Source organism: Cupriavidus nantongensis (assembly GCF_001598055.1).
GTDB lineage: Bacteria > Pseudomonadota > Gammaproteobacteria > Burkholderiales > Burkholderiaceae > Cupriavidus > Cupriavidus nantongensis.
The window spans coordinates 709,419-735,917 of the sequence record NZ_CP014844.1; the positions used below are offsets into that span (position 1 = coordinate 709,419).

Genomic DNA, 26,499 nt, shown 5'->3' on the forward strand with positions numbered 1-26,499 from the left:
GGAGCAAACCGGCGCGGTAGAGAGCTACCGCCGCGAACTACCAAGCAGAACTACGGTCGAGACCTACCGGAAAACGCCGGCCTACTGCCGCGCATTCCTCTTGTTATCCGGCCACGCTGTATTGAAGTTGGTGCGGAACGGATTGATATCCAGCCCGCCACGGCGCGTGTAGCGCGCATACACCGCCAGCTTGACCGGCTTGCACTGGCGCATCACGTCCATGAAGATGCGCTCGACGCATTGCTCGTGGAACTCGTTGTGGTTGCGGAACGAGATCAGGTACTTGAGCAGCCCTTCCTGGTTGATCGGCGCGCCGACGTAGCGGATCTGCACGCTGCCCCAGTCCGGCTGGCCGGTCACCAGGCAGTTGGACTTGAGCAGGTGCGACACCAGCGTTTCTTCCACCGGTGTTTCTTGCTGGTCGGCGCTGAGCAGTTCCGGCGCGGGCTCGTAGCGGTCCACCTCGATGTCGAGGCGGTCGAGCAGCAGGCCGTCGAGCTCGCCCATCTTCTGCGTGCCGAGGTCCGCTTCGGTCACCAGCCGCACCTGCACGGTGCCGCCGGTGGCTTCGGACAGGTCGTGGTGCAGCAGCTGTTGCAGCGCTTCGGGCGAAGCGATCCGGGTCTGGTTGAACGAGTTCAGGTAGAGCTTGAACGACTTGGACTCGATGATGTTGGGCGTGTCCGACGGGATGATGAAGGTGGCCAGCGCCACCTGCGGCTTGCCCTTCAGGTTCAGCCACGACAGCTCGTACGCGTTCCAGATGTCGACGCCGAAGAACGGCACCGGCCTGCCCTCGGGCAAGCCGATCTCGGTGCGCTTGGGCTGGCGCGGGATCGGGAACAGCAGGGTGGCGTCGTACTCGGCCTTGTAGGCCGAGGGCTTGCCCAGCGGCGAGTGTTCGGGGAGGCTCATGGGGCGCTCGGCGGAAATCGGAAGCAATCAGGCCAGGAACAGCTTGTACACCGGGTTGTCGGTCTCGTCCCAGTGTACGTAACCCAGCGTCGAAAGGAAGGCGCGGAAGGCGCGCTTCTCGTTCTTAGGCACCTGGATGCCGACCAGGATGTTGGAGGTGTCGGCGCCCTGGTTGCGGTAGTGGAACAGGCTGATGTTCCAGTTCGGGCTCATGCTCGACAGGAACTTCATCAGCGCGCCCGGGCGCTCGGGGAACTCGAAGCGGTACAGCAGCTCGTCATGCGCCAGCGCCGAGCGCCCGCCCACCATGTAGCGGATATGCTGCTTGGCCAGTTCGTCGTTGGACAGGTCGAGCGTGTCGAAGCCGTGCTTGCGGAAGCTGGCGGCGATCTTGTCGTTCTCGGCGCGGCTGGCGATCTGCACGCCGACGAAGATATGCGCCATGCTGGTGTCGGCGATGCGGTAATTGAACTCGGTCACGTTGCGCGTGCCCACCAGCTCGCAGAAGCGCTTGAAGCTGCCGCGCTCTTCCGGGATGGTCACGGCGAACACGCCTTCGCGCGCCTCGCCCACCTCGGCGCGTTCGGCGACGAAGCGCAGGCGGTCGAAGTTCATGTTGGCGCCGCAGGCGATCGCCACCAGGTGCTCGCCCTTGAGCTTCTCGCGCTCGGCGTACGCCTTCAGGCCCGCCACCGCCAGCGCGCCGGCCGGCTCGAGGATGCTGCGGGTGTCCTGGAACACGTCCTTCACGCCCGCGCAGATTGCGTCGGTATCGCACAGGATGATGTCGTCGACCAGTTCGCGCGTGATGCGGAAGGTCTCCTTGCCGACCAGCCGGACTGCGGTGCCGTCCGAGAACAGGCCCACTTCCTTCAGCTCGATGCGCTTGCCGGCATCGACCGAGCGCTTCATCGCGTCCGAATCGACGGTCTGCACGCCGATGACCTTGATCTCGGGGCGCACCGCCTTGATGTACGCGGCGACGCCGGAGATCAGCCCGCCGCCGCCGATGGCGACGAACACGGCATGGATCGGGCCCGGGTGCTGGCGCAGGATTTCCATGGCGATGGTGCCCTGGCCGGCGATCACCTCGGGGTCGTCGAACGGGTGGATGAAGGTCAGCTTGTGCTTCTTCTCCAGCACCGCGGCATGGTTGTAGGCGTCGCTGTAGGACTCGCCGTGCAGCACGATCTCGACCCACTGGCCGCCGCGCTCGCGCACGGCGTCGATCTTCACCTGCGGCGTGGTCACCGGCATGGCAATGATGGCCTTGCATTGCAGCCGGGCCGCGGCCAGCGCCACCCCCTGCGCGTGGTTGCCGGCCGACGCGGCGATCACGCCGCGCTTGAGTTCTTCCGGCGACAGCGAGGCCATCTTGTTGTACGCGCCGCGCAGCTTGAAGGAGAAGACCGGCTGGGTATCCTCGCGCTTGAACCAGACCGAGTTGCCGGTGCGGGCCGACAGCTGGTGCGCGTAGGTCAGTTCGGTTTCCTGCGCCACGTCATAGACCTTGGCGGTCAGGATCTTCTTCAAGTAATCGGGTCTGGCGGCGGACTGGCGGGTCATGGTCTCGGGGCTGGCCGGCGCGCGCGCAGAGAGGCGCGCAAAAAAGCCGGGAAATTCTGGCGGAAACCGTCAATGATAAAGGATGCCGGCCTGGCGCACCCGGGCGGGGCGACGCAGCCGCCGCCTGGCGGCAGTGGCGCGGCGCGCATGCCTTGCCGTTGGAGTGGATCGGCATTCACTCGGGCATGGCACGGCGTACCGCCGGCCCGGCGCCGGGCTTGCATGGGCGCCGGGTTGCGCTTGCGCCATGTAGGACGGCGCCCGGTGGACGCCGGTCAAAACGACGTGTTACGGTTTCACGCGATGCCACAGCTACCGCTAATCGAACCCAATACCGCCCTGTTTCTCGACTTCGACGGCACGCTGGCCGACCTGGCCCCGCGGCCCGAACTGGTGCAGGTCGAACCAGAACTGGTCGGCACGCTGCGCACGCTGTACCAGCGGCTGGACGGCGCGCTGGCCGTCATCTCCGGGCGGCCGATCATCGAACTCGACCACTTCCTGCAGCCGCTGCAATTGCCCGCGGCCGGCATCCACGGCGCCGAATTCCGCACCGACGGCGGCATGGTGTCCAAGACCCACGCCCCCGGGCTCGAACCGCTGATTCCCCACCTGGAAGCGCTGGTGCGCGCCTATCCGGCGCTGCGACTGGAGCGCAAGTCGGTCGCGGTCGCCATCCACTACCGGCAGGCGCCCGAGCTCGCCGGCATCGTCGATGCCGCGGTCACTGACGTATTGCGCCATGCCGTCGGCCTGGAAGCGCTGCCCGGCAAGATGGTGGTCGAGATCAAGCCGGCCGGCGTCGACAAGGGCGATGCCATCGTGGCCTTCATGAAGGCCGCGCCGTTTGCCGAGCGCGTGCCGCTCTTTGCCGGCGACGATATGACCGACGAACCCGGCTTCGCCGCGGTGCGCAAGCTGGGCGGGCTGGGCGTGCTGGTGGGCCAGCGCGAGACCGTCGCCGCGGTGAGCGTGCCCGGCCCGGCGGCGCTGCGCAGCTGGCTGCACCGCTCGGCGCATGCGCTGGAGTCATCCGCAAGCGCCGGCGCACCGCGCGCCGTGTCCCACGAAGCCGGGCCAGGCCGGGGCCGGCGCCCCACGACATCGTAACGGAGAACCTGCCGTGACCAACCCGAGCAGCCCGGCCGAGCTGGGCAAGCCGCCTAGCGAAGGCGTGAATCGAACCGTCGACGGCGGCACGCGCTTCGCCAACCCGTCGCTGTCGCTAGGCATGATCGGCAACTGCGCCATCTCGGCGCTGGTCGATTGCCGCGGACGCATCGTCTGGTCCTGCCTGCCGCGCTTCGACGGCGACCCGGTGTTCAATGCGCTGCTGGACCCGAGCGAGAACGCCGGCCATTTCTCGATCGAGATCGAGGATTTCCATTCGTCGCGGCAGTGGTACGAGCCCAATACCGCGGTGCTGCGCACGCGGCTGACGGACATTCACGGCAACTGCCTCGAGATCACCGACTTCGCCCCGCGCTTTTTCCGGCTCGGGCGCTATTTCCGCCCGACCACGCTGATCCGCCGCATGCGCCCGGTGCGCGGCGCGCCGCGCGTGCGCGTGGTGGTGGCGCCGCGCTTCGAATGGGGCCGCAAGGCGCCGCAAATTACGCGCGGCAGCAGCCACGTGCGCTACATCGGCGACGACATGACCCTGCGCATGACCACCGACGCGCCGCTTGCCTACGTGCTGTCGCACACGCCGTTCCTCGTCACGCGCGGGCATAACTTCATCCTGGGCCCGGACGAGACCCTGGCGCACGGCGTGGAAGAGACCGCGCGCGACTTCGAGCAGGAGACCACCGCGTACTGGCGGCTGTGGAGCCGCCGGCTGGCGGTGCCGCGCGAATGGCAGGACGCGGTGATCCGCGCCGCCATCACGCTGAAGATGTCGCTGTACGAAGAAACCGGCGCCATCGTCGCGGCCATGACCACCAGCATTCCGGAAGCGCCGGGCAGCGGCCGCAACTGGGACTACCGCTTCTGCTGGCTGCGCGATGCCTTCTTCGTGGTGCGCGCGCTCAACAGCCTGTCCGAGGTCGGCACCATGGAGGACTACCTGCGCTGGCTCTCCAACGTGGTGATGCAGTCGCAGGACGGGCATATCCAGCCGCTGTACGGCATCGGCCTGGAGCGCGAGCTGCCCGAAAGCATGCTCGACCACCTGCCCGGCTACCGCGGCATGGGTCCGGTGCGCGTCGGCAACCAGGCGCAGGAGCACTTCCAGCATGACGTCTATGGCAACGTGGTGCTGGGGGCGGCGCAGGCCTTCCATGACCACCGGCTGCTGCATCGCGGCGGCCCCGCCGAGTTCGGCCGCCTCGAAGCGGTCGGCGAGCAGGCGGTGCGGGTGTTCGGCACGCCCGACGCCGGCATGTGGGAGCTGCGCACGCGGGCGCGCGTGCATACCTCTTCGGCGTTGATGAGCTGGGCCGCGTGCGACCGGCTCGCCAAGGTGGCCGAGAAGCTGGTGCTGCCCGAGCGCGCCGCCTACTGGCACGGCCACGCCGGGCGCATGAAGGAACGCATCCTGGCCGAGTCGTGGAGCGAGTCGCGCCAGGCCTTCGCCGAAAGCTTCGGCGGGCGCGAGCTCGACGCGAGCGTGCTGCTGATGGCCGAGGTCAATTTCATCGACCCGCGCGACCCGCGCTTTATCGCCACCGTCAAGGCGCTCGAGACCTCGCTGTGCGATGGCCCCTATATGCGCCGCTACGAGGCCCCGGACGATTTCGGCAAGCCCGAGACCGCCTTCAATATCTGTACCTTCTGGCGCATCGACGCGCTCGCGCGCATCGGCCGCCGCGACGAGGCCCGCGAAATCTTCGAGGCCATGCTGGCCGCGCGCAATCCGCTCGGGCTGCTGTCGGAGGATACCCATCCGGTGACCGGCGAGATGTGGGGCAATTTTCCGCAGACCTATTCGATGGTCGGCCTGATCAATGGCGCCATGCGGCTGTCGGCGCCGTGGGATACGGTGATCTGAACAGCGAACGGCGGGCGGTGCAGGCACCAAAAACAAGGAACTGAAGAAAAACATCTATGCCAAGACTTGTAGCGGTATCCAACCGGGTCGCAGATCCACGCAACGTCGCCGCGGGCGGCCTGGCCGTCGCGCTGTCCGAGGCCCTGCGGCAGACCGGCGGGCTGTGGTTCGGCTGGAGCGGCAAGGCGCTGGAAACCGCCCAGGGTGGCACGCCCGGCGAAGGCGACCTGCATCTGCAGCAGGCCGGCAATGTCACGCTGGCGACCGTCGACCTGAGCCGCGAGGACCACGACGCCTACTACCTGGGCTACAGCAACGGCGTGCTGTGGCCGGTGTTCCACTACCGGCTCGACCTGGCCGATTTCGATTCCAACTTCCTCAACGGCTACCGGCGCGTGAACCAGCTGTTCGCGCGCAAGCTGGCGCCGCTGCTGCAGCCTGACGACATCATCTGGATCCACGACTACCACCTGATCCCGCTGGCGTCCGAGCTGCGCGCGATCGGCTGCGGGCAGAAGATCGGCTTCTTCCTGCACGTGCCGCTGCCACCGCCGCTGATCCTGGCGGCGATCCCGCAGCACGAGTGGCTGATGCGCGCGCTCTTTGCCTACGACCTGCTCGGTTTCCAGAGCCATGCCGATGTCGAGCATTTCTCGCGCTACGTGCAGGCCGAAGCGCAGGCCGAGCCGATGGGCGAGCACCGCTACCGCGCCTTCCACCGCACGGTGCGGGCGCAGGCGTTCCCGATCGGCATCGACGTCGACGAGTTCATGGAACTGGGCCGCGGCGAGGAAGCGCAGGAAACCTACGAAATGATGTGCGCGCAATATGCGCGCCGCCGGCTGCTGCTGGGCATCGACCGGCTCGACTATTCCAAGGGCCTGCCGCAGCGGCTCAAGGCGTTCTACCGGCTGCTGGCCGAGTACCCCGAGAACCGCTCGAGCGCGACGCTGGTGCAGATCGCCGCGCCCTCGCGCGAATCTGTCGACGCCTACGTCGACCTGCGCCGCGAGATGGAGCAGCTGAGCGGCTCGATCAACGGCGAATTCGGCGAGCTCGACTGGATGCCGGTGCGCTATATCCATCGCACCACCGCGCGCAAGCGGCTGCCCGGGCTGTGCCGCGCCAGCCGCGTGGCGCTGGTGACGCCGCTGCGCGACGGCATGAACCTGGTGGCCAAGGAATTCATCGCCGCGCAGGACCCGGAGGATCCGGGCGTGCTGGTGCTGTCGCGCTTTGCCGGTGCGGCCGAGCAGCTGCGCGAGGCGTTGCTGGTCAATCCCTACGACACGCGCGCCACCGCGCAGGCGATCCAGCAGGCGTTGCACATGCCGCTGGCCGAGCGCCAGCAGCGCCACCAGAAACTGCTGGAGCGCATCCGCGCGCAGGATGTGCACTGGTGGAGCCGTGAGTACCTGCGCGCATTGACCGAGACCGAAGGCGCATAGCGACGACGCGCTGCGGTCGGGGAGCAAGACCATGAGCGAAGAAAACCTGGCAGCGCAATCGTGCACGCCTTGCCGCGGCGGCGTGCCGCCGCTGACGCCCGCCGAGGCCGAGGCCCTGCTGCAGCAGGCGCCTGGCTGGGAACTGGCCGATGGCGCGACGCGGCTCGAGCGGCGTTTCACCTTCGGCAATTTCGCGCAGGCGCTGGCCTTCGTGACCGGCGTCGGCCAGCTGGCCGAGGCGCAGGGGCATCATCCCGAGATCAGTTTTGGCTGGGGGCATGCGACGGTGTCGTGGCGCACCAAGAAGATCAAGGGCTTGCACCGCAATGATTTCATCATGGCGGTGAAGACGAGCGAGATGGCGGAGGGGCAGCAAGGCGGCTGAGGCCAACGCTGTTTGCACGACGGCGCGCGGCGTTAGCGCTTGAACCACCGCAAGCCGGTCCCCTCTCCCGCTTGCGGGAGAGGGTTAGGGAGAGGGCGGGAGCATCAACGAAGCGAAGGCCGTCGCTATTGCCAGCGCCGGCCCTCTCCCCCGGCCCCTCTCCCGCTTGCGGGAGAGGGGAGCACACCTGCGGAACAGCGAAGCGCAACAGCCATATACGCGCGGCTCAGCGCAAATCCCCCGGCGTATCGATATCCCGGAACGCGCCCTCGTCCTCCGTCAGGATCCGCGTCACCGGCTTGTCCTTCAGCAGCGCGCGCGCGCCTTCGTCGCCGTCCAGCGCCAGCAGCGCGTCGCGCCAGGCCGCGCCAAAGCCCACCGGATGGCCGCGTTGTCCGTTGCGCCACGGTGCGGCGATGGTGTCGGGCGTGGTGATGGTCAGCGCCACCGCGCGGATCAGCTCCATCGGCAGCCACGGCATGTCGGCCAGCGCCACCACCCAGCCGCGCGCTTCCGGCGTTGCCGCCACGGCGGCGCGCAGCGCCGCGCCCATGCCGGCCTGGGCCTCGGGCGCTTCCAGCACGCGGCAGCCGCCGCGGCGCAGTTCTTGCGCCAGCGCCGGGTTGCCGGGGCGGATCACGGCGATCGATTCCGGCAGCGCCGCGGCCAGCGTGCGGGCGCTGCGCCAGGCGACGGAGCGCCCGCCCGGCAGCAGCTCGAGCAGCTTGTTGCGCTGGCCGGCGGCATCGAAGCGGCGGCCGAAGCCCGCCGCCAGCAGGATGCCGGTGGGCAGGTCGGTGCGGAGCAGGGGAGCGTTGGGGGCGGCGGTCATGGCGGCACTCGCGGGTCGTCAGGCAGGATCGGGCGCCACGTCGCAGCTGCTGCCGGTGCTGGCAGCCATTTCGCGCGCGGCCTTGGCGCCTTCCACCTGCAGGATGTCGGGCAGCGACACGTGGTTCTTGGCCGCAATCACCTCGGCCAGGATCGAGATCGCGATCTCCGGCGGCGTGCGGCTGCCGATATAGATCCCCACCGGGCCGTGCAGCCGTGCCAGCTGCAGCTCGGTCAGGTCGAATTCCTTGAGCCGTTCGCGGCGCGCCTGGTTGTTGCGGCGCGAACCCAGCGCGCCCACATAGAAGGCGCGCGTGCGCAGCGCCTCCATCAGCGCCAGGTCGTCCAGCTTGGGGTCGTGCGTCAGCGCGATCACCGCGCAGCGCTCGTCCAGCTTCATGTCGGTGACGGTGTCGTCCGGCATGGTGCGCACCATGGTGACGCCGGGGATGTCCCAGGTCTCGGTGTATTCCTCGCGCGGGTCGCACACGGTGACCTGGAAGCCCAGGCCGACGGCGATCTGGCACAGGTATTTGGACAACTGCCCGGCACCGATCACCAGCATGCGGTAGCGCGGGCCGTGGATAGTCAGCAGGGTCTTGCCGTCGAACGCCAGCCCGTCGGTGGCATTGGCCGGGCCCAGCGTGGCCACGCCCGTGGCCATGTCCAGCGTGCGCGCGACCAGGCGTCCGTTTTCCACGGCGTCGAGCAGTTCGGCAATGCCGCTGGCCGGCTTGAGCGGCTCGGCGACCAGCTCGATGGTGCCGCCGCACGGCAGGCCAAAGCGGTGCGCCTCCTCGGCGCTGATGCCGTACTTGATCGCTTCCGGGCGGTCCGAGATGATGCCTTGCCGGCGCACGCGGTCGATGATGTCGTCCTCGATGCAGCCGCCCGAGACCGAGCCCACCACCAGGCCGTCGTCGCGCACCGCCAGCATCGCGCCCTCGGGCCGGGGCGACGAGCCCCAGGTCCGTACCACCGTCACCAGCAGCACGCGATGGCCTTGCTGCTGCCATTGCACGCTGTTCTTCAGGACTTCGAGATCCACGCTGTCCATGATCGTTTCCGCTTCGCTTGTTCTGTCGGTTCGTTATCGGAGTGATCGCCGGCGGCTGCGGCGGGGGCGCCCTCGGCCGCTGGCGTGCTGTCTGTGGCGTCAGGGGTGACGGCCTCGGTGAAGCGCGCAAAGAAGGTGTCAGCCATCTTGCGTGCCGCGGCGTCCACCAGCCGCGAGCCGATCTGGGCGATCTTGCCCCCCACCTGGGCGTTGACGGTATAGGTCAGGACAGTTTCATCGCCGTCTGGTTCCAGCCGGACCCGGGCGCTGCCCTTGCCGAAGCCCGCCGCGCCACCCTGGCCGTCGAAACGGATGGTGTAGCTGTCGGGCGCCTGGATGTCTTCCAGCGCCATGCGGCCCTTGAAGCGCGCCTTGACCGGGCCCACCGCGGCCGTCATGGCCAGCAGGTAGGCGTGGTCGCCGTCGGGCTCGATACTCTCACATCCGGGGATGCATTGCTTGAGCAGCTCGGTGTCGTTGAGCGCTTCCCATGCCACCTGCTGCGGGACCGGTAGGCGCTGGCTCTGGTTCATTTCCATGGCGGGGCTTCCTTGTGGGGCGTGGCGGGAGTGGCGGATCTGGCGGCCCGGGCCGGGCCGCCGTGGTCGGACAGCAGTGTCTCGAGCGCCAGCAGGCTGTCCAGGTTATGGGCCGGGCGCAGCGCGTCGACGTGCGGCAGGATGGCCTGCACGCCACGCGCCTGCGGCGTGAAGCCGGGGTAGCGCAGCAGCGGATTGAGCCAGACGATGCGGTGGGCAAAGCGGCGCAGCCGCGCCATCTCTTCGCCCAGCAGTTCGATCTGCTCGTGGTCGAGGCCGTCGGTGACCAGCAGCACGGTGGCGCGCCCGGACAGCGTGCGCCGCGCCCAGTGGCGGTTGAAGCTCGCCAGCGCGGCGCCGATGCGGGTGCCGCCGGCCCAGTCGCGCAGCTGGCCGGTGATGACGGCGACGGCCTCGTCCGGGTCGCGTTCGCGCAGCGAGCGGGTGATGTTGGTCAGCCGGGTGCCGAACAGGAACACCGCCAGCCGCTCGCGCGACTGCATCAGCGCGTGGCAAAAGTACAGCACCGCGCGCGAGTACTGGCTCATCGAGCCGGAGATATCGAGCAGCAGCACCAGCGGCGGCTTGCGCTCGGCATGCCTGCGGAATTTCCAGCGCAGCCACTCGCCGTGCTGGCGCACCGCCAGGCGCGCGCTCGCGCGCAGGTCGGCGTGGGTGCCGCAGGCGGCGGCGCGCAGCCGGCGCGTGCGCTGCAGCGCCAGATGGGCGCGGCGGGTGCGCACCAGGTGCTGCAGCGCGCGCCATTCCTGCGCGGTCAGGGTCTCGAAATCGCGCTGCGCCAGGCGCTCCTGGTCGGAAAAGGTCAGCGGCACGTGGATGCGCTCGGCTTCGGTCTGTGCCGGGCGCGACGGCATGTCGGGCTGGCGCGCGGCCAGCGCATCTGCCAGCCGGTTGCTGCGCTTGGGCGGCGGCGCGCCCGCGTCGACGCGCGGCAGCAGCAGCGCACGCAGCTTGCCTTCCCAGTCGGGATCGCGCCAGAACAGGTCGAAGGCGGCGTCGAACAGCGGGCGCTGGTCGGGGCCGGACAGCACCAGCGCCGCCAGCGCGGCGCGCACCTCGTCGCGCTGGCCGATATCGACCAGCCGCAGCGCGGCCAGCGCATCGACCGCGTGCGCCGGCGACAGCGCAAAGCCGCCATCGCGCAGCAGCCGCATGAAGTGGGTAACGTTGCGCGCCAGCACCGGCAGTCCGGCCTGCGGACCGCCGCTGCGCGCGCCGGCGTGCAGCATCGGCACGGCTCAGCCTCCCGGCGTGGCGCCCGCCAGCAATTCCGCCACGGTGGGGCCGTCGACGCGCGCCAGGTCGTCCTGGTATTTGAGCAGCACGCCCAGCGTATCGCGCACGGACTGCGGATCGAGCTCGGTGGTGCCCAGCGCGGCCAGCGCACGGCACCAGTCGATCGCCTCGGCGATGCCGGGCGCCTTGAACAGGTCGATGCCGCGCAGCCGGTGCACGAAATCGATCGCCTGCTCCTGCAGTGCGGCGGCCGCCTCGGGCGCGCGCGCCGCGACGATCTGCAGTTCGCGCTCGCGCTCCGGATAGCCGACCCACTGGTACAGGCAGCGGCGCTTGAGCGCGTCATGGACCTCGCGCGTGCGGTTGGAGGTGATCACGATCAGCGGCGGGCGCTCGGCGCGGATCACGCCGATCTCCGGGATCGACACCTGGAATTCGGACAGGATCTCCAGCAGGAAGGCCTCGAACGGTTCGTCGGCGCGGTCGATCTCGTCGATCAGCAGCACGCGCGGCACGTCGGGCGCGGCGGGATCGGGCAGCAGCGCCTCGAGCAGCGGGCGCTTGAGCAGGTAGTCGTCGTGGTACAGCGATTGCGCTTCGGGCCGCTCGCCGCGCGCCTCTGCCAGTCGCAGCGCCATGATCTGGCGTGGATAGTCCCATTCGTAGAGCGCGCTGGCGGCATCGAGGCCTTCGTAGCATTGCAACCGCAGCAGCCGCGTGCCGAGCACGCCCGCCATCGCCTGCGCCAGCGCGGTCTTGCCGACGCCCGGCTCGCCCTCGAGGAACAACGGGCGCTGCATGCGCAGCGCTAGGTAGAGCACCGTGGCGGTTTCGCGGTCGGCGAAGTACTGCTGGCGGGCGAGCTGGGCGAGGGTGTCGTCGATGGAGGTGGGGAGCATGGACGTTCTTGTTTGCCGACGCGCCTGGCGCGCCTGCGGTTTGCTCCCCTCGCCCGCTTGCGGGAGAGGGGCGGGGGAGAGGGCAGGAGGTTCGCCAGCGATCACGCATGCAGCAAGCGCCGGCCCTCTCCCCCAACCCCTCTCCCGCGCGCGGGAGAGGGGAGACAACATGCAGCAATGGACAAGCACTAACCCTTCAGCGCCGCCTCCACCGCCCTCGCCGCCAGCACCGGAATCAGATGCGCCCGGTACTCCGCCGACCCATGCAGGTCGCTGTTCAGCCGTGCCGCATCGACCTTCGCCCCGCGCGCCGCCTGCGCGGTGAAGTTGGCCGACAGCGCCTGCTCCAGCGGCTGGCAACGGAACACGCTGTCCGCCGCGCCCGTGACCGCGACGCGCACCGTGTTGCCGGTGCGCGCCACCAGCACGCCCACCAGCGCGAAGCGCGACGCCGGGTTGGCAAACTTGGCGTAGGCGGCCTGGTCCGGGATCGGGAAGCGTACCGCGGTGATCAGCTCGTCGGCTTCCAGCGCGGTCTCGTAGAGGCCCTTGAAGAAGTCGTCGGCCGCGATGCTGCGGCGGTCGGTGACCACGGTCGCGCCCAGTCCCAGCACGCCGGCCGGGTAGTCTGCAGCGGGATCGTCATTGGCCAGCGCGCCGCCGATGGTGCCCATCGCGCGCACCTGCCGGTCGCCGATGCCGCCGGCCAGCGTCGCCAGCGCCGGGATGCGCTGGCGCACCTCGGCGTTGGCTTCGACGTCGGCATGGCGCGCGGCGGCGCCGATGACGATCTCGTTGCCTTCGACGCGGATCTCGGCCATGCCGGGGATGCGCGCCACGTCGACCAGCGTCGATGGCGATGCCAGCCGCAGCTTCATCGCCGCCAGCAGGCTCTGGCCGCCGCCGAGGAACTTGGCGTCGGGATCGGCCTTGAGTTTTTCGACCGCCGCCTTGGCATCCGCGGCGCGTTCAAAGTTGAATGCGTACATGTCGGTTTCCTTTGCGGATGGTGGATCAAGGCTGAGGCTGCGCGGCCTGGATCGCCTGCCACACGCGATGCGGCGTGGCGGGCATCTGCACGTCCTTCACGCCCAGCGGCGACAGCGCATCGACCAGCGCGTTGATGAACGCCGGCGGCGAGCCGATCGCGCCGGCCTCGCCGCAGCCCTTCACGCCCAGCGGGTTGTGCGTGCACGGCGTGCCGCTGGCGGTCTCGACGGTGAAGTCGGGCAGGTCGCCGGCGCGCGGCATGGCGTAGTCCATGTACGAGCCGGTCAGCAGCTGGCCGCTGTCGTTGTCGTAGACGCATTGCTCCAGCATGGCCTGGCCCAAGCCCTGGCCGATGCCGCCATGCACCTGACCTTCGACGATCATCGGGTTGATGATGTTGCCGAAGTCGTCGACCGCGGTGAACTTGACCACCTGCGACGCGCCGGTGTCGGGGTCGACCTCCACCTCGCACACATAGGCGCCGGACGGGTAGGTGAAGTTGGTCGGGTCGTAGAACGCGTTTTCGTTCAGGCCCGGCTCGAGCTTGTCGAGAGGGTAGTTGTGCGGCACGTAGGCGCTCAGCGCGACCTCGCCAAAGGTCTTGGTGCGGTCGGTGCCGGCCACGCGGAACACGCCGTTGCTGAACTCGATGTCGCTGTCCGACGCCTCCAGCAGGTGTGCGGCGATCTTCTTGGCCTTGGCCTCGATCTTGTCGAGCGCCTTGACGATGGCCGAGCCACCCACCGCCAGCGAGCGCGAGCCGTAGGTACCCATGCCGAACGGCACGCGCCCGGTGTCGCCGTGCACGATCTCGACCTGGTCGAGCTGCAGCCCGAGGCGGTCCGCCACCACCTGCGCGAAGGTGGTCTCGTGCCCCTGGCCATGGCTGTGCGAGCCGGTGAAGACCGTCACCGTGCCGGTCGGGTGCACGCGGATCTCGCCCACCTCGAACAGGCCGGCGCGCGCGCCGAGCGCGCCGGCGATATTGGAAGGCGCCAGCCCGCAGGCTTCGATATAGCAGGAATAACCGAGGCCGCGCAGCTTGCCGCGCTGCTTCGCCTCGTCGCGCCGCGCCGGGAAGCCCTTGACGTCGGCCAGTTCCTGCGCGCGCGCCAGGCACGGCTCGTAGTCGCCGGTGTCGTAGGTCAGGCCCACCGGAGTCGCGTACGGGAACTGGCGGATAAAGTTCTTGCGGCGCAGCTCGGCCGGATCGAGGTTCAGCTCGCGCGCGGCGGTCTCGACCAGGCGTTCGACCACGAAGGTCGCTTCGGGCCGGCCCGCGCCGCGGTAGGCATCGACCGGCGCGGTGTTGGTGAACACCGCCTTGACCTCCGCATAGATCGCCGGGGTGGCGTACTGGCCGGCCAGCAGCGTCGCATAGAGGATGGTCGGCACGCTGCTGGCGAAGGTCGACAGGTAGGCGCCCATATTGGCGACGGTATGTACCCGCATCGCCAGGAACTTGCCGTCGGCGTCGAGCGCCAGCTCGGCCCTGGTGACATGGTCACGGCCATGCGCGTCGGTCAGGAAGGATTCGCTGCGGTCCGCAGTCCACTTGACCGGCCGCCCCACCTTCTTCGAGGCCCACGTCAGCGCCACGTCCTCCGGGTACAGGAAGATCTTGGAGCCGAAACCGCCGCCGACGTCGGGCGCGATGATGCGCAGCCGCGATTCCGGCAGCCCCAGCACGAACGCGCCCATCAGCAGGCGCTCGACATGCGGGTTCTGGCTGGCGACGTAGACGGTGTAGCTGTCGTCCTGGCGCGCATAGCTGGCGTTTACCGCGCGCGGCTCGATCGCATTCGGGATCAGCCGGTTGTTGACAATCTCCAGCGTGGTCACGTGCGCGGCCTTGGCGAAGGCGGCGTCGGTGGCGGCCTTGTCGCCGTGGCCCCAGGTGTAGCAGGTGTTGGCCGGCACCTCGTCATGCACCAGCGTCGACGCCGATGCGGCCTCGGCTGCGCCGACCACGGCCGGCAGCTCTTCGTAGTCGACGTCGATCTGCTCGGCGGCGTCGCGCGCCTGCTGCAGGGTTTCGGCGATCACCAGCGCCACCTGGTCGCCGACGTGGCGCACCTTGTCGTGGGCGATCACCGGGTGCGGCGGCTCTTTCATCGGCGTGCCGTCGATGCTGTGGATCAGCCAGCCGCAGGGCAGGCCGCCGACCTTGTCGGCGGCAAGCTCGGCGCCGGTCAGCACGGCGATCACGCCGGGCGCGGCCTCTGCCGCGCTCTTGTCGATGGCGCGGATGCGCGCGTGCGCGTGCGGCGAGCGCAGGAAGTAACCGTAGCTCTGCTGCGGCAGCACGATGTCGTCGGTGTACTGGCCGTTGCCGGTCAGGTAGCGATAGTCTTCCTTGCGCTTGACGGAGGCGCCCACCAGGCGCTGGTTGTCGGGTGCGTTCATGGCGTCTCCCCTTTATTCAGCGCTCGCGGCCGTGCCCTGCATGGCCGCCTGGCCCTGCTGCACCGCGCGCACGATATTGTGGTAGCCGGTGCAGCGGCACAGGTTGCCCTCCAGGTGCTTGCGGATGGTGGCGGCGTCGGCGCCGGGATGTTCCTGGACCAGTGCGGTGGCGCTCATCACCATGCCGGGCGTGCAGAAGCCGCATTGCAGGCCGTGGCATTCGCGGAAGGCTTCCTGCATCGGGTGCAGGCCGTTGCCGGCCTTGTCTGCGGCGCTGGTCCCGGCGAGCCCTTCGATGGTGGTCACGGTGGCGCCGTCCGCCTGCAGCGCCAGCAGGTTGCACGACTTGACCGCGCGGCCGTCCAGGTGGACGGTGCAGGCGCCGCACTGCGCGGTGTCGCAGCCGACGTGGGTGCCGGTCAGGCGCAGCTGTTCGCGCAGGAACTGGACCAGGAGGGTGTTGGGTTCTACCTGCGCGTCAACGGGCTTGCCGTTGACCGTCAGGCGGATCGGAATCGCCATGCTTGTCTCCATGTGGGGTGGACGCGCATGACCAATACCGAGATCCCCAAAGAAACTGCGCGGGACTGGCCACGACGCGGTACTGCCGCTTAAGACGGCTATAGGACGGCTAATTCGTGATATTGGTGCTGCCGCTGCAACTGCTGTTGGTGCGCCAGCGAACCTTGCGGCGGGCGCATCGGCACGGCCAGCGAACGTTTGGCCGCGACAGGCTCTAACAGTTAATCACAAATCCCGCACAGGTGCCATGTGGTTTGCCCGCGCCCCGTTTGGGGCACGGGCCGCTAGAATGAGCCGCGCCACCGGCCCTGTCCCCTTACATGGAAGCCTTCTTCGACTGGCTGTTCGAAACCATTGCCTTGCCCAAGGTAGGCCTGCCCGCGATCTTCGTGGTCAGCCTGGTGTCGGCGACCTTGCTGCCGCTCGGCTCCGAGCCCGCCGTGTTCGGCTACGTCAAGCTCAATCCGCAGATGTTCTGGCCGGCGATCCTGGTGGCCACCGCCGGCAACACCGTCGGCGGTGCGATCGACTGGTGGCTGGGCTACGCCGCCAAGCTGGCGCTGGTGCGCTACCACAAGCGGCGCCGTGCGCGGGAGCACGAGGCCGAGCACCTGGAGCACCGCGCGCACGCGCGCAAGCCGCCCAAGCCCAAGCTCGATGTCCGTTACTTCCGCTGGATGCGCCGGCTGGGCCCGCCCACGCTGCTGCTGTCGTGGCTGCCCGGCGTGGGTGATCCATTGTGCACCCTGGCGGGCTGGCTGCGGCTGTCGTTCTGGCCCAGCCTGGCATGGATGGCGGTCGGCAAGTTCCTGCGCTACCTGGTCATGACCGCCGCGCTGATGTGGATTCCGGACACTTTCTGGCAGAACATTGCGCACACGGTGAAGGCCTGGTTCTGAGTCAGGAGGGCGCCGGGGCCGTTTTGCGGGGTGCATCCGGCGCCCCGGACAGGCGCTAATCCCTTGTTCCGACAAGGATTCCGTCATGTTGCGGTGCGGCGAAAGCAGGGCTTGCAGTACAATCGCCCTTTACTGAACGATTCGCGCACTGTCCCCGTGCGCAGCAGGAAGCGGTCCCCCCATGAACGCCCCACTCGTGCTCGACGCCAAGCTCGCCGCGCAGGACGCCCCGCCGCGCCTGCGTGAAATCCCCTATAACTACACGTCCTTCTCGGACCGCGAGATTGTCATCCGGCTGCTCGGCGAGGAAGCCTGGCGCATCCTGGACGAGCTACGCGGCGAGCGCCGCACCGGCCGCTCGGCCCGCATGCTGTACGAGGTGCTGGGCGATATCTGGGTGGTGCGCCGCAACCCCTACCTGCAGGACGACCTGCTCGAAAATCCCAAGCGCCGCCAGATGCTGGTGAGCGCGCTGCACCACCGCCTGAACGAGATCGAGAAGCGCCGCGCTGCCGACCGTGCCGAGCACGCCGAGCCCGCCGCCGAGGACCGTTCGCACCGCGTCGAGCAGCTGGTCGCGTTCGCCAAGCAGGCGATCGAGGACTTCAAGAACGAATTCGCCGCCGCCTACGACCTGCGCAAGCGCGCGCAGCGCGTGCTGGGCCGCGTCACGCAGAAGGACAACATCAAGTTCGACGGGCTGTCGCGCGTGTCGCACGTGACCGACGCCACCGACTGGCGCGTCGAATACCCGTTCGTGGTGCTGACGCCCGATACCGAGGAAGAGATCGCCGGCCTGGTCAAGGGCTGCTTCGAGCTGGGTCTGACCATCATCCCGCGCGGGGGCGGCACCGGCTACACCGGCGGCGCCGTGCCGCTGACGCCGATGAGCGCGGTGATCAATACCGAGAAGCTGGAGCAGCTCGGGCCGGTCGAGCAGACCGACCTGCCGGGCGTGTCGCACAAGGTCGCGACCATCTTCTCCGGCGCCGGCGTGGTGACGCGCCGCGTCGCCGACGCGGCCGACCGGGCCGGCCTGGTGTTCGCGGTCGACCCGACCTCGATCGACGCCTCGTGCATCGGCGGCAATGTCGCCATGAACGCCGGCGGCAAGAAGGCCGTGCTGTGGGGCACCGCGCTCGACAACCTGGCGTGGTGGCGCATGGTGGACCCGGAAGGCAACTGGCTGGAAATCACCCGGCTGGACCACAACCTGGGCAAGATCCACGACGTGCCGGTGGCCACCTTCGAGCTGAAGTGGTCGGACGGCAACCGCGCCCCGGGCGAGAAGGTGCTGCGCACCGAGACCCTGGCGATCGAGGGCCGCAAGTTCCGCAAGGAAGGCCTGGGCAAGGACGTCACCGACAAGTTCCTGGCCGGCCTGCCCGGCGTGCAGAAGGAAGGCTGCGACGGCATCATCACCAGCGCGCGCTGGATCCTGCATCGCATGCCCAAGCACATCCGCACCGTGTGCCTGGAGTTCTTCGGCCAGGCGCGCGACGCCATCCCCAGCATCGTCGAGATCAAGGACTACCTCGACGCCGAGACCAAAAAGCCCGGCGGCGCCATCCTGGCCGGCCTCGAGCACCTGGACGAGCGCTACCTGCGCGCGGTCGGCTACGCCACCAAGAGCAAGCGCAACGCCTTCCCGAAGATGGTGCTGATCGGCGATATCGTCGGCGACGATGAAGACGCCGTCGCGCGCGCCACCTCGGAAGTGATCCGCATGGCCAACGGCAAGAGCGGCGAAGGCTTTATCGCCGTCAGCCCCGAGGCGCGCAAGAAGTTCTGGCTGGACCGCTCGCGCACCGCCGCGATTGCGAAGCACACCAACGCCTTCAAGATCAACGAAGACGTGGTGATCCCGCTGAACCGCATGGGCGAGTACACCGACGGCATCGAGCGCATCAATATCGAGCTGTCGATCAAGAGCAAGCTGCAGCTGGTCGACACGCTCGAAGCGTTCTTCGCGCGCGGCAACCTGCCGCTGGGCCGCAGCGACGACGCCAACGAGATCCCCAGCGCCGAACTGCTGGAAGACCGCGTGCAGCACGCGCTGACGCTGCTGCGCGAGATCCGCGCGCGCTGGCGCTACCTGCAAGGCCATCTCGATACGCCGCTGGCGCAGGCCAGGGCCTCGCTGATCGGGCACGGGCTGGGCCTGCTGGGGCAGGAGTTCGAGGCGCGGCTGCAGCAGCAGCCGGACGCGACCGTGTTCCACCTGCTGCAGGACCGCACCATCCGCGTCTCGTGGAAGACCGAGATCCGCGCCGAGCTGCGCAAGATCTTCAACGGCGGCGAGTTCAAGCCGATCCTCGACGAAGCCCAGAAGATCCACAAGCAGGTGCTGCGCGGCCGCGTCTTCGTCGCGCTGCACATGCATGCCGGCGACGGCAACGTGCACACCAACATCCCGGTCAATTCGGACGACTACGACATGCTGCAGGACGCGCACCGCGCGGTGGCCCGCATCATGGACCTGGCGCGTTCGCTCGACGGCGTGATCTCGGGCGAGCACGGCATCGGCATCACCAAGCTGGAGTTCCTGACCGAGGCCGAGATCGGCGACTTCCGCGCCTACAAGCAGAAGGTCGATCCGCAGGGCCGCTTCAACAAGGGCAAGCTGCTGCCCGGCGCCGACCTGCGCAATGCCTACACGCCGTCGTTCGGGCTGATGGGGCACGAGTCGATCATCATGCAGCAGAGCGACATCGGCGCCATTGCCGAGAGCGTCAAGGACTGCCTGCGCTGCGGCAAGTGCAAGCCGGTGTGCGCCACCCACGTGCCGCGCGCCAACCTGCTGTACAGCCCGCGCAACAAGATCCTGGCGACTTCGCTGCTGGTCGAGGCCTTCCTGTACGAAGAGCAGACCCGCCGCGGCATCTCGGTCAAGCACTGGGACGAGTTCTCCGACGTGGCCGACCACTGCACCGTGTGCCACAAGTGCGTGACGCCGTGCCCGGTCAAGATCGACTTCGGCGACGTGTCGATGAACATGCGCAACCTGCTGCGCAAGATGGGGCAGAAGAAGTTCAACCCCGGCACCGCGGCGTCGATGTTCTTCCTCAACGCCACCAGTCCCGAGACCATCAACCTGACCCGCAAGGTCATGATCGACTGGGGCTACAAGGCGCAGCGCCTGGGCAACGACGTACTGAAGAAGATCGCGAAGAAGCAGACCGCGCATCCGCCCGCGACCGTGGGCAAGCCGCCGGTGCGCGAGCAGGTGATCCACTTCATCAACAAGAAGATGCCGGGCAACCTGCCCAAGAAGACCGCGCGCGCGCTGCTCGACATCGAAGACAACGAGATCGTGCCGATCATCCGCGACCCCAAGGCGACCACGCCGGAAACGGAAGCGGTGTTCTACTTCCCGGGCTGCGGCTCGGAGCGGCTGTTCTCGCAGGTGGGGCTGGCGACGCAGGCGATGCTGTGGCACGTCGGCGTGCAGACCGTGCTGCCGCCGGGCTACCTGTGCTGCGGCTATCCGCAGCGCGGCAACGGCCAGTACGACAAGGCCGAGAAGATCGTCACCGATAACCGCGTGCTGTTCCACCGCGTCGCCAACACGCTGAACTACCTCGACATCAAGACCGTGGTGGTCAGCTGCGGCACCTGCTACGACCAGCTCGCCGGCTATGAATTCGACAAGATCTTCCCGGGCTGCCGCATCATCGACATCCACGAGTACCTGCTCGAGAAGGGCGTCAAGCTGGAAGGCGTGACCGGTACGCGCTACATGTACCACGACCCCTGCCACACGCCGATCAAGACGGTGGATCCGACCAAGCTGGTCAACGACCTGATGGGCGGCAACGCCGGCCTGGGCAAGATCGAGAAGAACGAGCGCTGCTGCGGCGAGTCCGGCACGCTGGCGGTAACCCGCCCGGACGTCTCGACCCAGGTCCGCTTCCGCAAGGAAGAAGAGATGACCAAAGGCGCCGACAAGCTGCGCGCCGACGGCTTCACCGGCGACGTCAAGATCCTGACCAGCTGCCCGTCGTGCCTGCAGGGCCTGTCGCGCTACAAGGAAGACGCGTCGGTGCAGGCGGACTACATCGTGATCGAGATGGCCAAGCACCTGCTGGGCGAGAACTGGATGCCGGAGTATGTGGCGAAGGCCAATGCGGGCGGGATCGAGCGGGTGCTGGTGTAAAAGCTGAGGCAGCACGAAAGGTAACGCGCCGCATGATCAAGAGCCCCAACTGCCCCCTCTGCGAAACCGATGGCGGCGAACTGGTCTGGATGGGCGACCGCGCCCGCCTGATCCTGGTCGAGCATGACCGCTTTCCCGGCTTCTGCCGCATCGTCTGGAACGACCATGTGGCCGAGCTGAGCGACCTGGACGAGGGTGACCAGGCCTGGCTGATGCGGCTGGTGGCGCGCGTCGAGCGCGTGGTGCGCGAGGTGATGGCGCCGGACAAGGTCAACCTGGCGGCGTTCGGCAACATGGTGCCGCACCTGCACTGGCATATCATCCCGCGCTACCGCTGGGACACGCATTTTCCCGAGGCGATCTGGGCGGCGCCGCAGCGCGCGGCCGACCCCGTGCGCGTGCAGGAACTGGCCAGCCGGCTGCCGGCGCTGCGTACGGCGCTTGCGCTGGTCGAGGCGGGCGACGCCTGAGGCAGGCGGCCAGCCGCAAGCCGCACGCGCGGAACCCGCGCACGGCCGCGACCGTCTGAATGCTGTTGCCGCCGTGGCCCGCCACGGTATCCAGAACAACAAGCCCGGCCGGCTGCGCTGGCGGGCCAAGCGCTGCCGCTATGTCCTCCACTCCGACTTCCGTCACCGTACCGGGCCCGGCCGTTCCCGCCCGGGCCCTCAAGATCCAGAGCCGGCTGCGCATGGCCGCGACCTGGGCGCTGATCAAGCCCTACTGGAAATCCGAAGACCGCCTCGCCGGGCTAGGGTTGCTGGCGCTGGTGGTGGTGCTCAACCTGGGCATCGTCTATATCAACGTGCTGCTCAACGAATGGAACCGCGTGTTCTACAACGCGCTGGAGCAGCGCGATTACGCGTCGTTCAAGGTGCTGCTGCTGCGCTTCTCGTGGATCGCGGCGTTCTTTATCGTCGCGGCGATCTCGCGCCAGTACTACACCATGATGCTGCAGATGCGCTGGCGTACCTGGATGACCGGCCGCTTCATGGGGCACTGGCTCGGGCACCAGGCCTACTACCGCATCGAACAGACCCACGCCACCGACAACCCCGACCAGCGGATCGCCGATGACCTGCGGCTGTTCACCGACGGCGCGCTGTCGCTGTCGCTGGGGCTGCTCAACTCGGTGGTGACGCTGCTGTCCTTCGTCGGCATCCTGTGGACCGTGTCGGGCCCGATCAGCTTTGCCCTGGGCGGCACCGAATGGACCATCCCCGGCTACATGGTGTGGTTCGCGGCCGGCTATGCGGTGATCGGCTCGCTGGTGGCGCACGTGGTCGGCCGCCCGCTGATCGGGCTGAACTTCCAGCAGGAGCAATACGAAGCCGACTTCCGCTTCACGCTGGTGCGCCTGCGCGAGAACAGCGAGCCGGTGGCGCTGTACCGCGGCGAGCCGACCGAGCAGGCCGGCCTGCGCGCGCGCTTCGACCGCATCCGCGCCAACTGGAACCAGCTGATGCGCTATACGCGGCGGCTGACCTTCGTCAGTTCCGGCTATGCGCAGTTCGCCATCATCTTCCCGATCCTGGTGGCGGCGCCGCGCTACTTCGCCGGCAAGATGACGCTGGGCGGTCTGATGCAGACCAGCTCGGCATTCGGGCAGGTGCAGGGCGCGCTGTCGTGGTTCGTCGACAGCTATGCCACGCTGGTGGGCTGGAAGGCGGCGGCCAACCGCCTGATCGATTTCCAGGAAGCGATCCGCGTGGCCGAGCGGCAGGATGCGTCGCAGGACGGCAGCCGCGATATCGAGGTGGCGTACCACGGCAAGCCGCAAGACGGCATCGATATCGACAGCCTGGCGCTGGCCTTGCCGGTGCGCGCCGCGCGCGGCGCGGCGGTGGGCCAGCGGCCGCTGGTGGCGCCGTTCTCGCTGGCGGTGGCGCCGGGCGAGCGCTGGCTGGTGAGCGGCCCGTCGGGCTGCGGCAAGAGCGTGCTGTTCCGCGCGCTGGCCGGAATCTGGCCGTACGGCAGCGGCACCGTGACCATGCCCGAGGGCGCGCGCCGGCTGTTCCTGCCGCAGCGCAGCTACCTGCCGATCGGCACGCTCGCCGATGCGCTGGCCTACCCGGACGCCGGCACCGAACACGGCAAGGACGTGCTGCAGGCGGCGCTGCGCCAGACCCGCCTGGCCGCGCTGGCGGACCAGCTCGACGTGTTCGACAACTGGTCGCTGCGGCTGTCGCCGGGCGAGCAGCAGCGCCTGGCCTTTGCGCGCGCGCTGCTGCAGAAGCCGGATTACCTGTTTCTCGACGAGGCCACCAGCGCGCTCGACGAAGACACCGAGCGCGCCATGTACCAGCTGATGGTGGAGCAGCTGCCGCACACGGCCATCGTCAGCATTGCGCACCGCAGCACCGTGGCGGCCTTCCACCAGCGCCGGCTGCGCTATGTGCCGCAGGACGGCGAAGCGGCCCGGGCTGCGCAAGCCGGCGAGCCTGGGGTAAGCTATCGGGTCGTATGCGAAGCGTGATGCGGGGCTGCCGCGGCAGCCGGCGCGGCATCATGCGGCAATCACCCTCACAAGCGCCCGTCAGCGGGCCGCGATCACCATGGCAGGCCTGGAAAAAGACACCCCCCATCCCACCGCGCTGACGGTGCACACGCAATCGCGCGTGCTCGAGATCGGCTTCGACAACGGCCGCAGCTTCCGGCTGCCGTTCGAGCTGCTGCGCGTGTATTCGCCCTCCGCCGAAGTCCAGGGCCATGGCCCGGGGCAGGAGGTGCTGCAGACCGGCAAGCGCGAGGTCGGCGTCGACGCGGTCGAGCCGGTCGGCAACTACGCGATCCAGATCCGCTTCTCCGACGGCCACGACACCGGCATCTATTCGTGGGACCTGCTGTACCGCCTGGGCGACAACCAGGACGCGTTGTGGCAGGACTACCTGCAGCGCCTGGCAGCGGCCGGCGCCGATCGCGACACCCCGATGCCCGCCGCCGGCGGCGGGCACGGCTGCGGCCATCACTGAGCCGCCCCCGACAATCCTGGAGTCTTGAAAGATGAGTGAAACCCACTTCGGGTTCGAAAAGGTCGACGAAACGGAAAAGGCCGGCAAGGTTGCCGGCGTGTTCCATTCGGTGGCCAGCAAGTACGACGTGATGAACGACCTGATGTCGGGCGGCATGCACCGGCTGTGGAAGATGTTCACCATCGCGCAGGCGGGGGTGCGCCCGGGCCACAAGGTGCTGGACATCGCCGGCGGCACCGGCGACCTGGCCAAGGCGTTCGCCAAGCAGGCCGGCCCGACCGGGCAGGTCTGGCTGACCGATATCAACGAGTCGATGCTGCGCGTGGGGCGCGACCGGCTGCTCAACAAGGGCATCGTCACGCCGGTGGCGCTGTGCGACGCCGAGAAGATCCCGTTCCCCGACAACTACTTCGACCTGGTCACGGTCGCCTTCGGCCTGCGCAACATGACGCACAAGGAGGCCGCGCTGGCCGAGATGCGCCGCGTGGTCAAGCCGGGCGGCAAGGTCATGGTGCTGGAGTTCTCCAAGGTGTGGAAACCGCTGGAGAAAGCCTACGACGTCTATTCTTTCAAGGTGCTGCCGTGGCTGGGCCAGCGCGTGGCTGGGGATGCCCCGAGCTATCGCTATCTCGCGGAATCGATCAGAATGCATCCAGACCAGGTTTCACTTGTACGCTTAATGGAACATGCGGGCCTGGAGAATGTCGAATACTTCAATCTGACGGCCGGAGTGGTGGCGCTCCATGTCGGACGCAAGTATTGAGAACACTTGAAAGAACACTTGAAATCGCCATGCTCGCCCGGATATGGGCGGAACTGACAGGGGATGATAACAGCATATGTCGTCAATTCGTGGAAAATTCCTGGTGGGGTCGCTGGTCACGGCGCTGGCCGTCGGCATGGCCTTCGACGCCGAGGCCAAGCGCATGGGTGGCTCGCGCAGCATCGGCAAGCAGTCCGAGTCGGTGACCCAGCGCCAGCAGACCCAGCCCACTTCGCCCACGCAGCAGGCGCAGCAACCCGTACAGCAGGCGGCACCGGCCACCGCCGGGGCAGCCGGCGCGGCCGCGACCGCGGCGCCCAAGCGTAACTGGGGCGGCATCCTGGGCGGCATCGCCGCCGGCCTGGGTATCGGCTGGCTGCTGTCGCACTTCGGCCTGGGCGGCGCGGCGCTGACCTTCCTGTCCAACCTGATCCTGATCGCGCTGGTGGCATTCGCCGCGATCTGGCTGATCCGCAAGTTCCGCGGCGGCAGCAAGCGCACCGCGCAGCCGGCCTACGCCGGTGCCGGCCATGCGCCCAACCTGGGCCGCGACGCCGAGCCGATGTTCCGCGGCGAGCCGACGCCGCCGGTGTCGGGCAACCCGGTTCTGCCCGCTGCCGGTGCCGCCGCTGGCGCCGCTGCCGCTGGTGCCGTGGCGCAGCAGCCGTGGGGCGTGCCGGCCGACTTCGATACCGACTCCTTCCTGCGCAACGCCAAGGTCCACTTCGTGCGCCTGCAGGCCGCCTGGGATGCCGGCAACCTGGACGATATCCGCGAGTTCACCACGCCGGAAATGTTCGCCGAGATCAAGATGGACCTGGCCGAGCGCGGCGCCGAGGTCAACAAGACCGACGTGGTCACGCTCGAAGCCCAGCTGCTCGGCATCGAGTCGTCGCCGGCCCAGCACCTGGCCAGCGTGCGTTTCTCGGGCATGATCCGCGAGAAGGCGGGCGAGGCGGCGCAGCCGTTCGGCGAGGTCTGGAACCTGGCCAAGCCGGTTTCCGGCAGCGGCGGCTGGCTGCTGGCCGGGATCCAGCAGGAGTCCTGATGCCGCACCCGCGGCGGTGATGCGCCGGGGGGAGTAGCTTAGAATGGAGGCCCACGCGAAAGCGTGGGCCTTTTTGTTTGCGACGCCGGTCCCGCGCGTCGCCGCCTGCCCGCCATCCGCGCCGCCATGAATACTCTGCCTTCCGCCCTGGCCACGCCTGCCGTCTCGGCACTGAACCACCTGCTCGAGCAGGAGCCGTGGGCCCGCAACCAGCTGGCGCCGTTTGCCGGACGCGTGATCCGTTTCGATGCCGCCGCCTTCGAGCTGTCGCTCAAGGTGACCGAGCACGGCTGCACCGAGCTGGCGCCGGCGGCCGAGGCGCCCGCGGTGACGCTGCGCGTGCCGGTGCAGCAGTGGCCGCTGGTGGCCGCCGACGTGGCCGAAGGCGGCCAGGCCGCCGCCATGCGCCATGTGCGCATCGAGGGCGACGCCGAGCTGGCCAACACGGTGTCGACGCTGGCGCGCAACCTGCGCTGGGATGCCGCCGAGGACCTGTCGCGCGCGCTGCGCGGCATCCTGGGCGGGCCGGTCAGCGACAGCGTGGCGCAGCGCGTGGTCGACGGCGCGCGCCAGGTGCATGAGCAGGCCACGCGCGTGGGCCGCGCGCTGGTCGACAATGTCACCGACTACCTGCTCGACGAGCAGCCGACGCTGGTGCGCCACGCCGCGCTGGACGAGTTCGGCGCCGACGTGGGCCGGCTGCGCGACCGGCTGGCGCGGCTGGAGAAGCGGCTGGAGCGACTGGACCGGCAGGACCGGCAGGGCCGGCAGGACCGGCCCCAGCGCGGCGGCACGCCGCCCGCGCCGGGCCAGCCTGGCCCCTCCGGCAAGCTGCCGTCGCCGCACCGCTGAGCCGG

22 protein-coding genes are annotated in these 26,499 nt (G+C 68.7%); 12 read left to right on the plus strand and 10 right to left on the minus strand.

Translation table 11 applies throughout. The features are described from left to right. Positions 1-81: 81 nt before the first annotated feature. Positions 82-915 (minus strand): NADPH-dependent 7-cyano-7-deazaguanine reductase QueF, encoded by an 834-nt coding sequence (gene queF / locus A2G96_RS03240; RefSeq protein ID WP_062796714.1) that lies wholly within the window; start codon positions 913-915, stop codon positions 82-84. Between the two features lie 27 nt (positions 916-942). Next, the gene (ilvA, locus tag A2G96_RS03245; RefSeq protein WP_062796716.1) at positions 943-2,481 is read right to left on the minus strand and encodes a threonine ammonia-lyase, biosynthetic; all 1,539 of its coding nucleotides are present in this window, start codon (positions 2,479-2,481) and stop codon (positions 943-945) included. Between the two features lie 303 nt (positions 2,482-2,784). Between ilvA and otsB the strand changes: the two genes are divergently transcribed. From otsB to A2G96_RS03265, 4 genes are read left to right on the plus strand one after another with little or no spacing between them, the layout of a single operon-like run. Next, positions 2,785-3,591 (plus strand): trehalose-phosphatase, encoded by an 807-nt coding sequence (gene otsB / locus A2G96_RS03250; RefSeq protein WP_062796718.1) that lies wholly within the window; start codon positions 2,785-2,787, stop codon positions 3,589-3,591. Positions 3,592-3,604: 13 nt separating this feature from the next. Further along, entirely contained in the window at positions 3,605-5,470 is a 1,866-nt protein-coding gene (locus A2G96_RS03255) for a glycoside hydrolase family 15 protein (protein ID WP_062796720.1), read from the plus strand. Positions 5,471-5,526: 56 nt separating this feature from the next. Beyond that, positions 5,527-6,918: an alpha,alpha-trehalose-phosphate synthase (UDP-forming) gene (gene otsA, locus A2G96_RS03260; RefSeq protein ID WP_018008747.1), complete on the plus strand. Its 1,392-nt coding sequence runs from the start codon at positions 5,527-5,529 to the stop codon at positions 6,916-6,918. A gap of 31 nt (positions 6,919-6,949) precedes the next feature. Continuing rightward, positions 6,950-7,303, plus strand: coding sequence for a 4a-hydroxytetrahydrobiopterin dehydratase (locus A2G96_RS03265; protein ID WP_062796722.1), 354 nt, complete (start codon positions 6,950-6,952; stop codon positions 7,301-7,303). A 226-nt stretch (positions 7,304-7,529) separates the two neighbouring features. Here A2G96_RS03265 and A2G96_RS03270 read toward each other — a convergent pair whose 3' ends face one another. The 8 genes from A2G96_RS03270 to A2G96_RS03305 all read right to left on the minus strand — a co-directional run bounded on the left by A2G96_RS03270 (position 7,530) and on the right by A2G96_RS03305 (position 15,804). Then, complete coding sequence (locus tag A2G96_RS03270) at positions 7,530-8,135, minus strand: nucleotidyltransferase family protein (protein ID WP_062796724.1); 606 nt, start codon at positions 8,133-8,135, stop codon at positions 7,530-7,532. Between the two features lie 18 nt (positions 8,136-8,153). Next, a complete protein-coding gene (locus A2G96_RS03275; RefSeq protein WP_062796726.1) occupies positions 8,154-9,191 on the minus strand; it encodes an XdhC family protein in 1,038 nt (345 codons plus the stop codon). Beyond that, on the minus strand, positions 9,164-9,730 hold the full coding sequence (locus A2G96_RS03280) for a CoxG family protein (RefSeq protein ID WP_062796728.1): 567 nt from the start codon (positions 9,728-9,730) through the stop codon (positions 9,164-9,166). Before A2G96_RS03280 ends, A2G96_RS03275 begins: the two co-directional genes overlap by 28 nt. After that, positions 9,721-10,980 carry a vWA domain-containing protein gene (locus tag A2G96_RS03285; protein ID WP_062796730.1) on the minus strand — a complete coding sequence of 420 codons (1,260 nt, stop codon included), beginning with the start codon at positions 10,978-10,980 and terminating at the stop codon, positions 9,721-9,723. Before A2G96_RS03285 ends, A2G96_RS03280 begins: the two co-directional genes overlap by 10 nt. A 9-nt stretch (positions 10,981-10,989) precedes the next feature. Then, positions 10,990-11,886: an AAA family ATPase gene (locus A2G96_RS03290; RefSeq protein WP_062796732.1), complete on the minus strand. Its 897-nt coding sequence runs from the start codon at positions 11,884-11,886 to the stop codon at positions 10,990-10,992. Between the two features lie 188 nt (positions 11,887-12,074). Next, a complete protein-coding gene (locus A2G96_RS03295) occupies positions 12,075-12,875 on the minus strand; it encodes an FAD binding domain-containing protein (protein WP_062796734.1) in 801 nt (266 codons plus the stop codon). Between the two features lie 25 nt (positions 12,876-12,900). Then, positions 12,901-15,282, minus strand: coding sequence for a xanthine dehydrogenase family protein molybdopterin-binding subunit (locus A2G96_RS03300; protein WP_062796736.1), 2,382 nt, complete (start codon positions 15,280-15,282; stop codon positions 12,901-12,903). Positions 15,283-15,294: 12 nt separating this feature from the next. After that, positions 15,295-15,804 carry a (2Fe-2S)-binding protein gene (locus A2G96_RS03305; RefSeq protein WP_062796738.1) on the minus strand — a complete coding sequence of 170 codons (510 nt, stop codon included), beginning with the start codon at positions 15,802-15,804 and terminating at the stop codon, positions 15,295-15,297. A 320-nt stretch (positions 15,805-16,124) separates the two neighbouring features. Between A2G96_RS03305 and A2G96_RS03310 the strand changes: the two genes are divergently transcribed. From A2G96_RS03310 to A2G96_RS03345, 8 genes are all read left to right on the plus strand, one after another. Continuing rightward, on the plus strand, positions 16,125-16,703 hold the full coding sequence (locus A2G96_RS03310; protein WP_062796740.1) for a YqaA family protein: 579 nt from the start codon (positions 16,125-16,127) through the stop codon (positions 16,701-16,703). Between the two features lie 181 nt (positions 16,704-16,884). Further along, positions 16,885-20,859: a DUF3683 domain-containing protein gene (locus tag A2G96_RS03315; RefSeq protein ID WP_062796742.1), complete on the plus strand. Its 3,975-nt coding sequence runs from the start codon at positions 16,885-16,887 to the stop codon at positions 20,857-20,859. Positions 20,860-20,891: 32 nt separating this feature from the next. Continuing rightward, on the plus strand, positions 20,892-21,329 hold the full coding sequence (locus tag A2G96_RS03320) for an HIT family protein (RefSeq protein ID WP_062796744.1): 438 nt from the start codon (positions 20,892-20,894) through the stop codon (positions 21,327-21,329). A gap of 140 nt (positions 21,330-21,469) precedes the next feature. Then, positions 21,470-23,335, plus strand: a complete 1,866-nt coding sequence (locus A2G96_RS03325; RefSeq protein ID WP_062796746.1) for an ABC transporter ATP-binding protein/permease — start codon at positions 21,470-21,472, stop codon at positions 23,333-23,335. Between the two features lie 79 nt (positions 23,336-23,414). After that, entirely contained in the window at positions 23,415-23,831 is a 417-nt protein-coding gene (locus A2G96_RS03330; protein ID WP_062796748.1) for a gamma-butyrobetaine hydroxylase family protein, read from the plus strand. A 31-nt stretch (positions 23,832-23,862) separates the two neighbouring features. Next, positions 23,863-24,594, plus strand: a complete 732-nt coding sequence (gene ubiE / locus A2G96_RS03335) for a bifunctional demethylmenaquinone methyltransferase/2-methoxy-6-polyprenyl-1,4-benzoquinol methylase UbiE (RefSeq protein ID WP_012351721.1) — start codon at positions 23,863-23,865, stop codon at positions 24,592-24,594. A gap of 76 nt (positions 24,595-24,670) precedes the next feature. Then, positions 24,671-25,642, plus strand: coding sequence for a Tim44 domain-containing protein (locus A2G96_RS03340; RefSeq protein WP_062796750.1), 972 nt, complete (start codon positions 24,671-24,673; stop codon positions 25,640-25,642). A gap of 126 nt (positions 25,643-25,768) precedes the next feature. Then, complete coding sequence (locus A2G96_RS03345; protein WP_062796752.1) at positions 25,769-26,494, plus strand: ubiquinone biosynthesis accessory factor UbiJ; 726 nt, start codon at positions 25,769-25,771, stop codon at positions 26,492-26,494. Positions 26,495-26,499 lie beyond the last annotated feature (5 nt).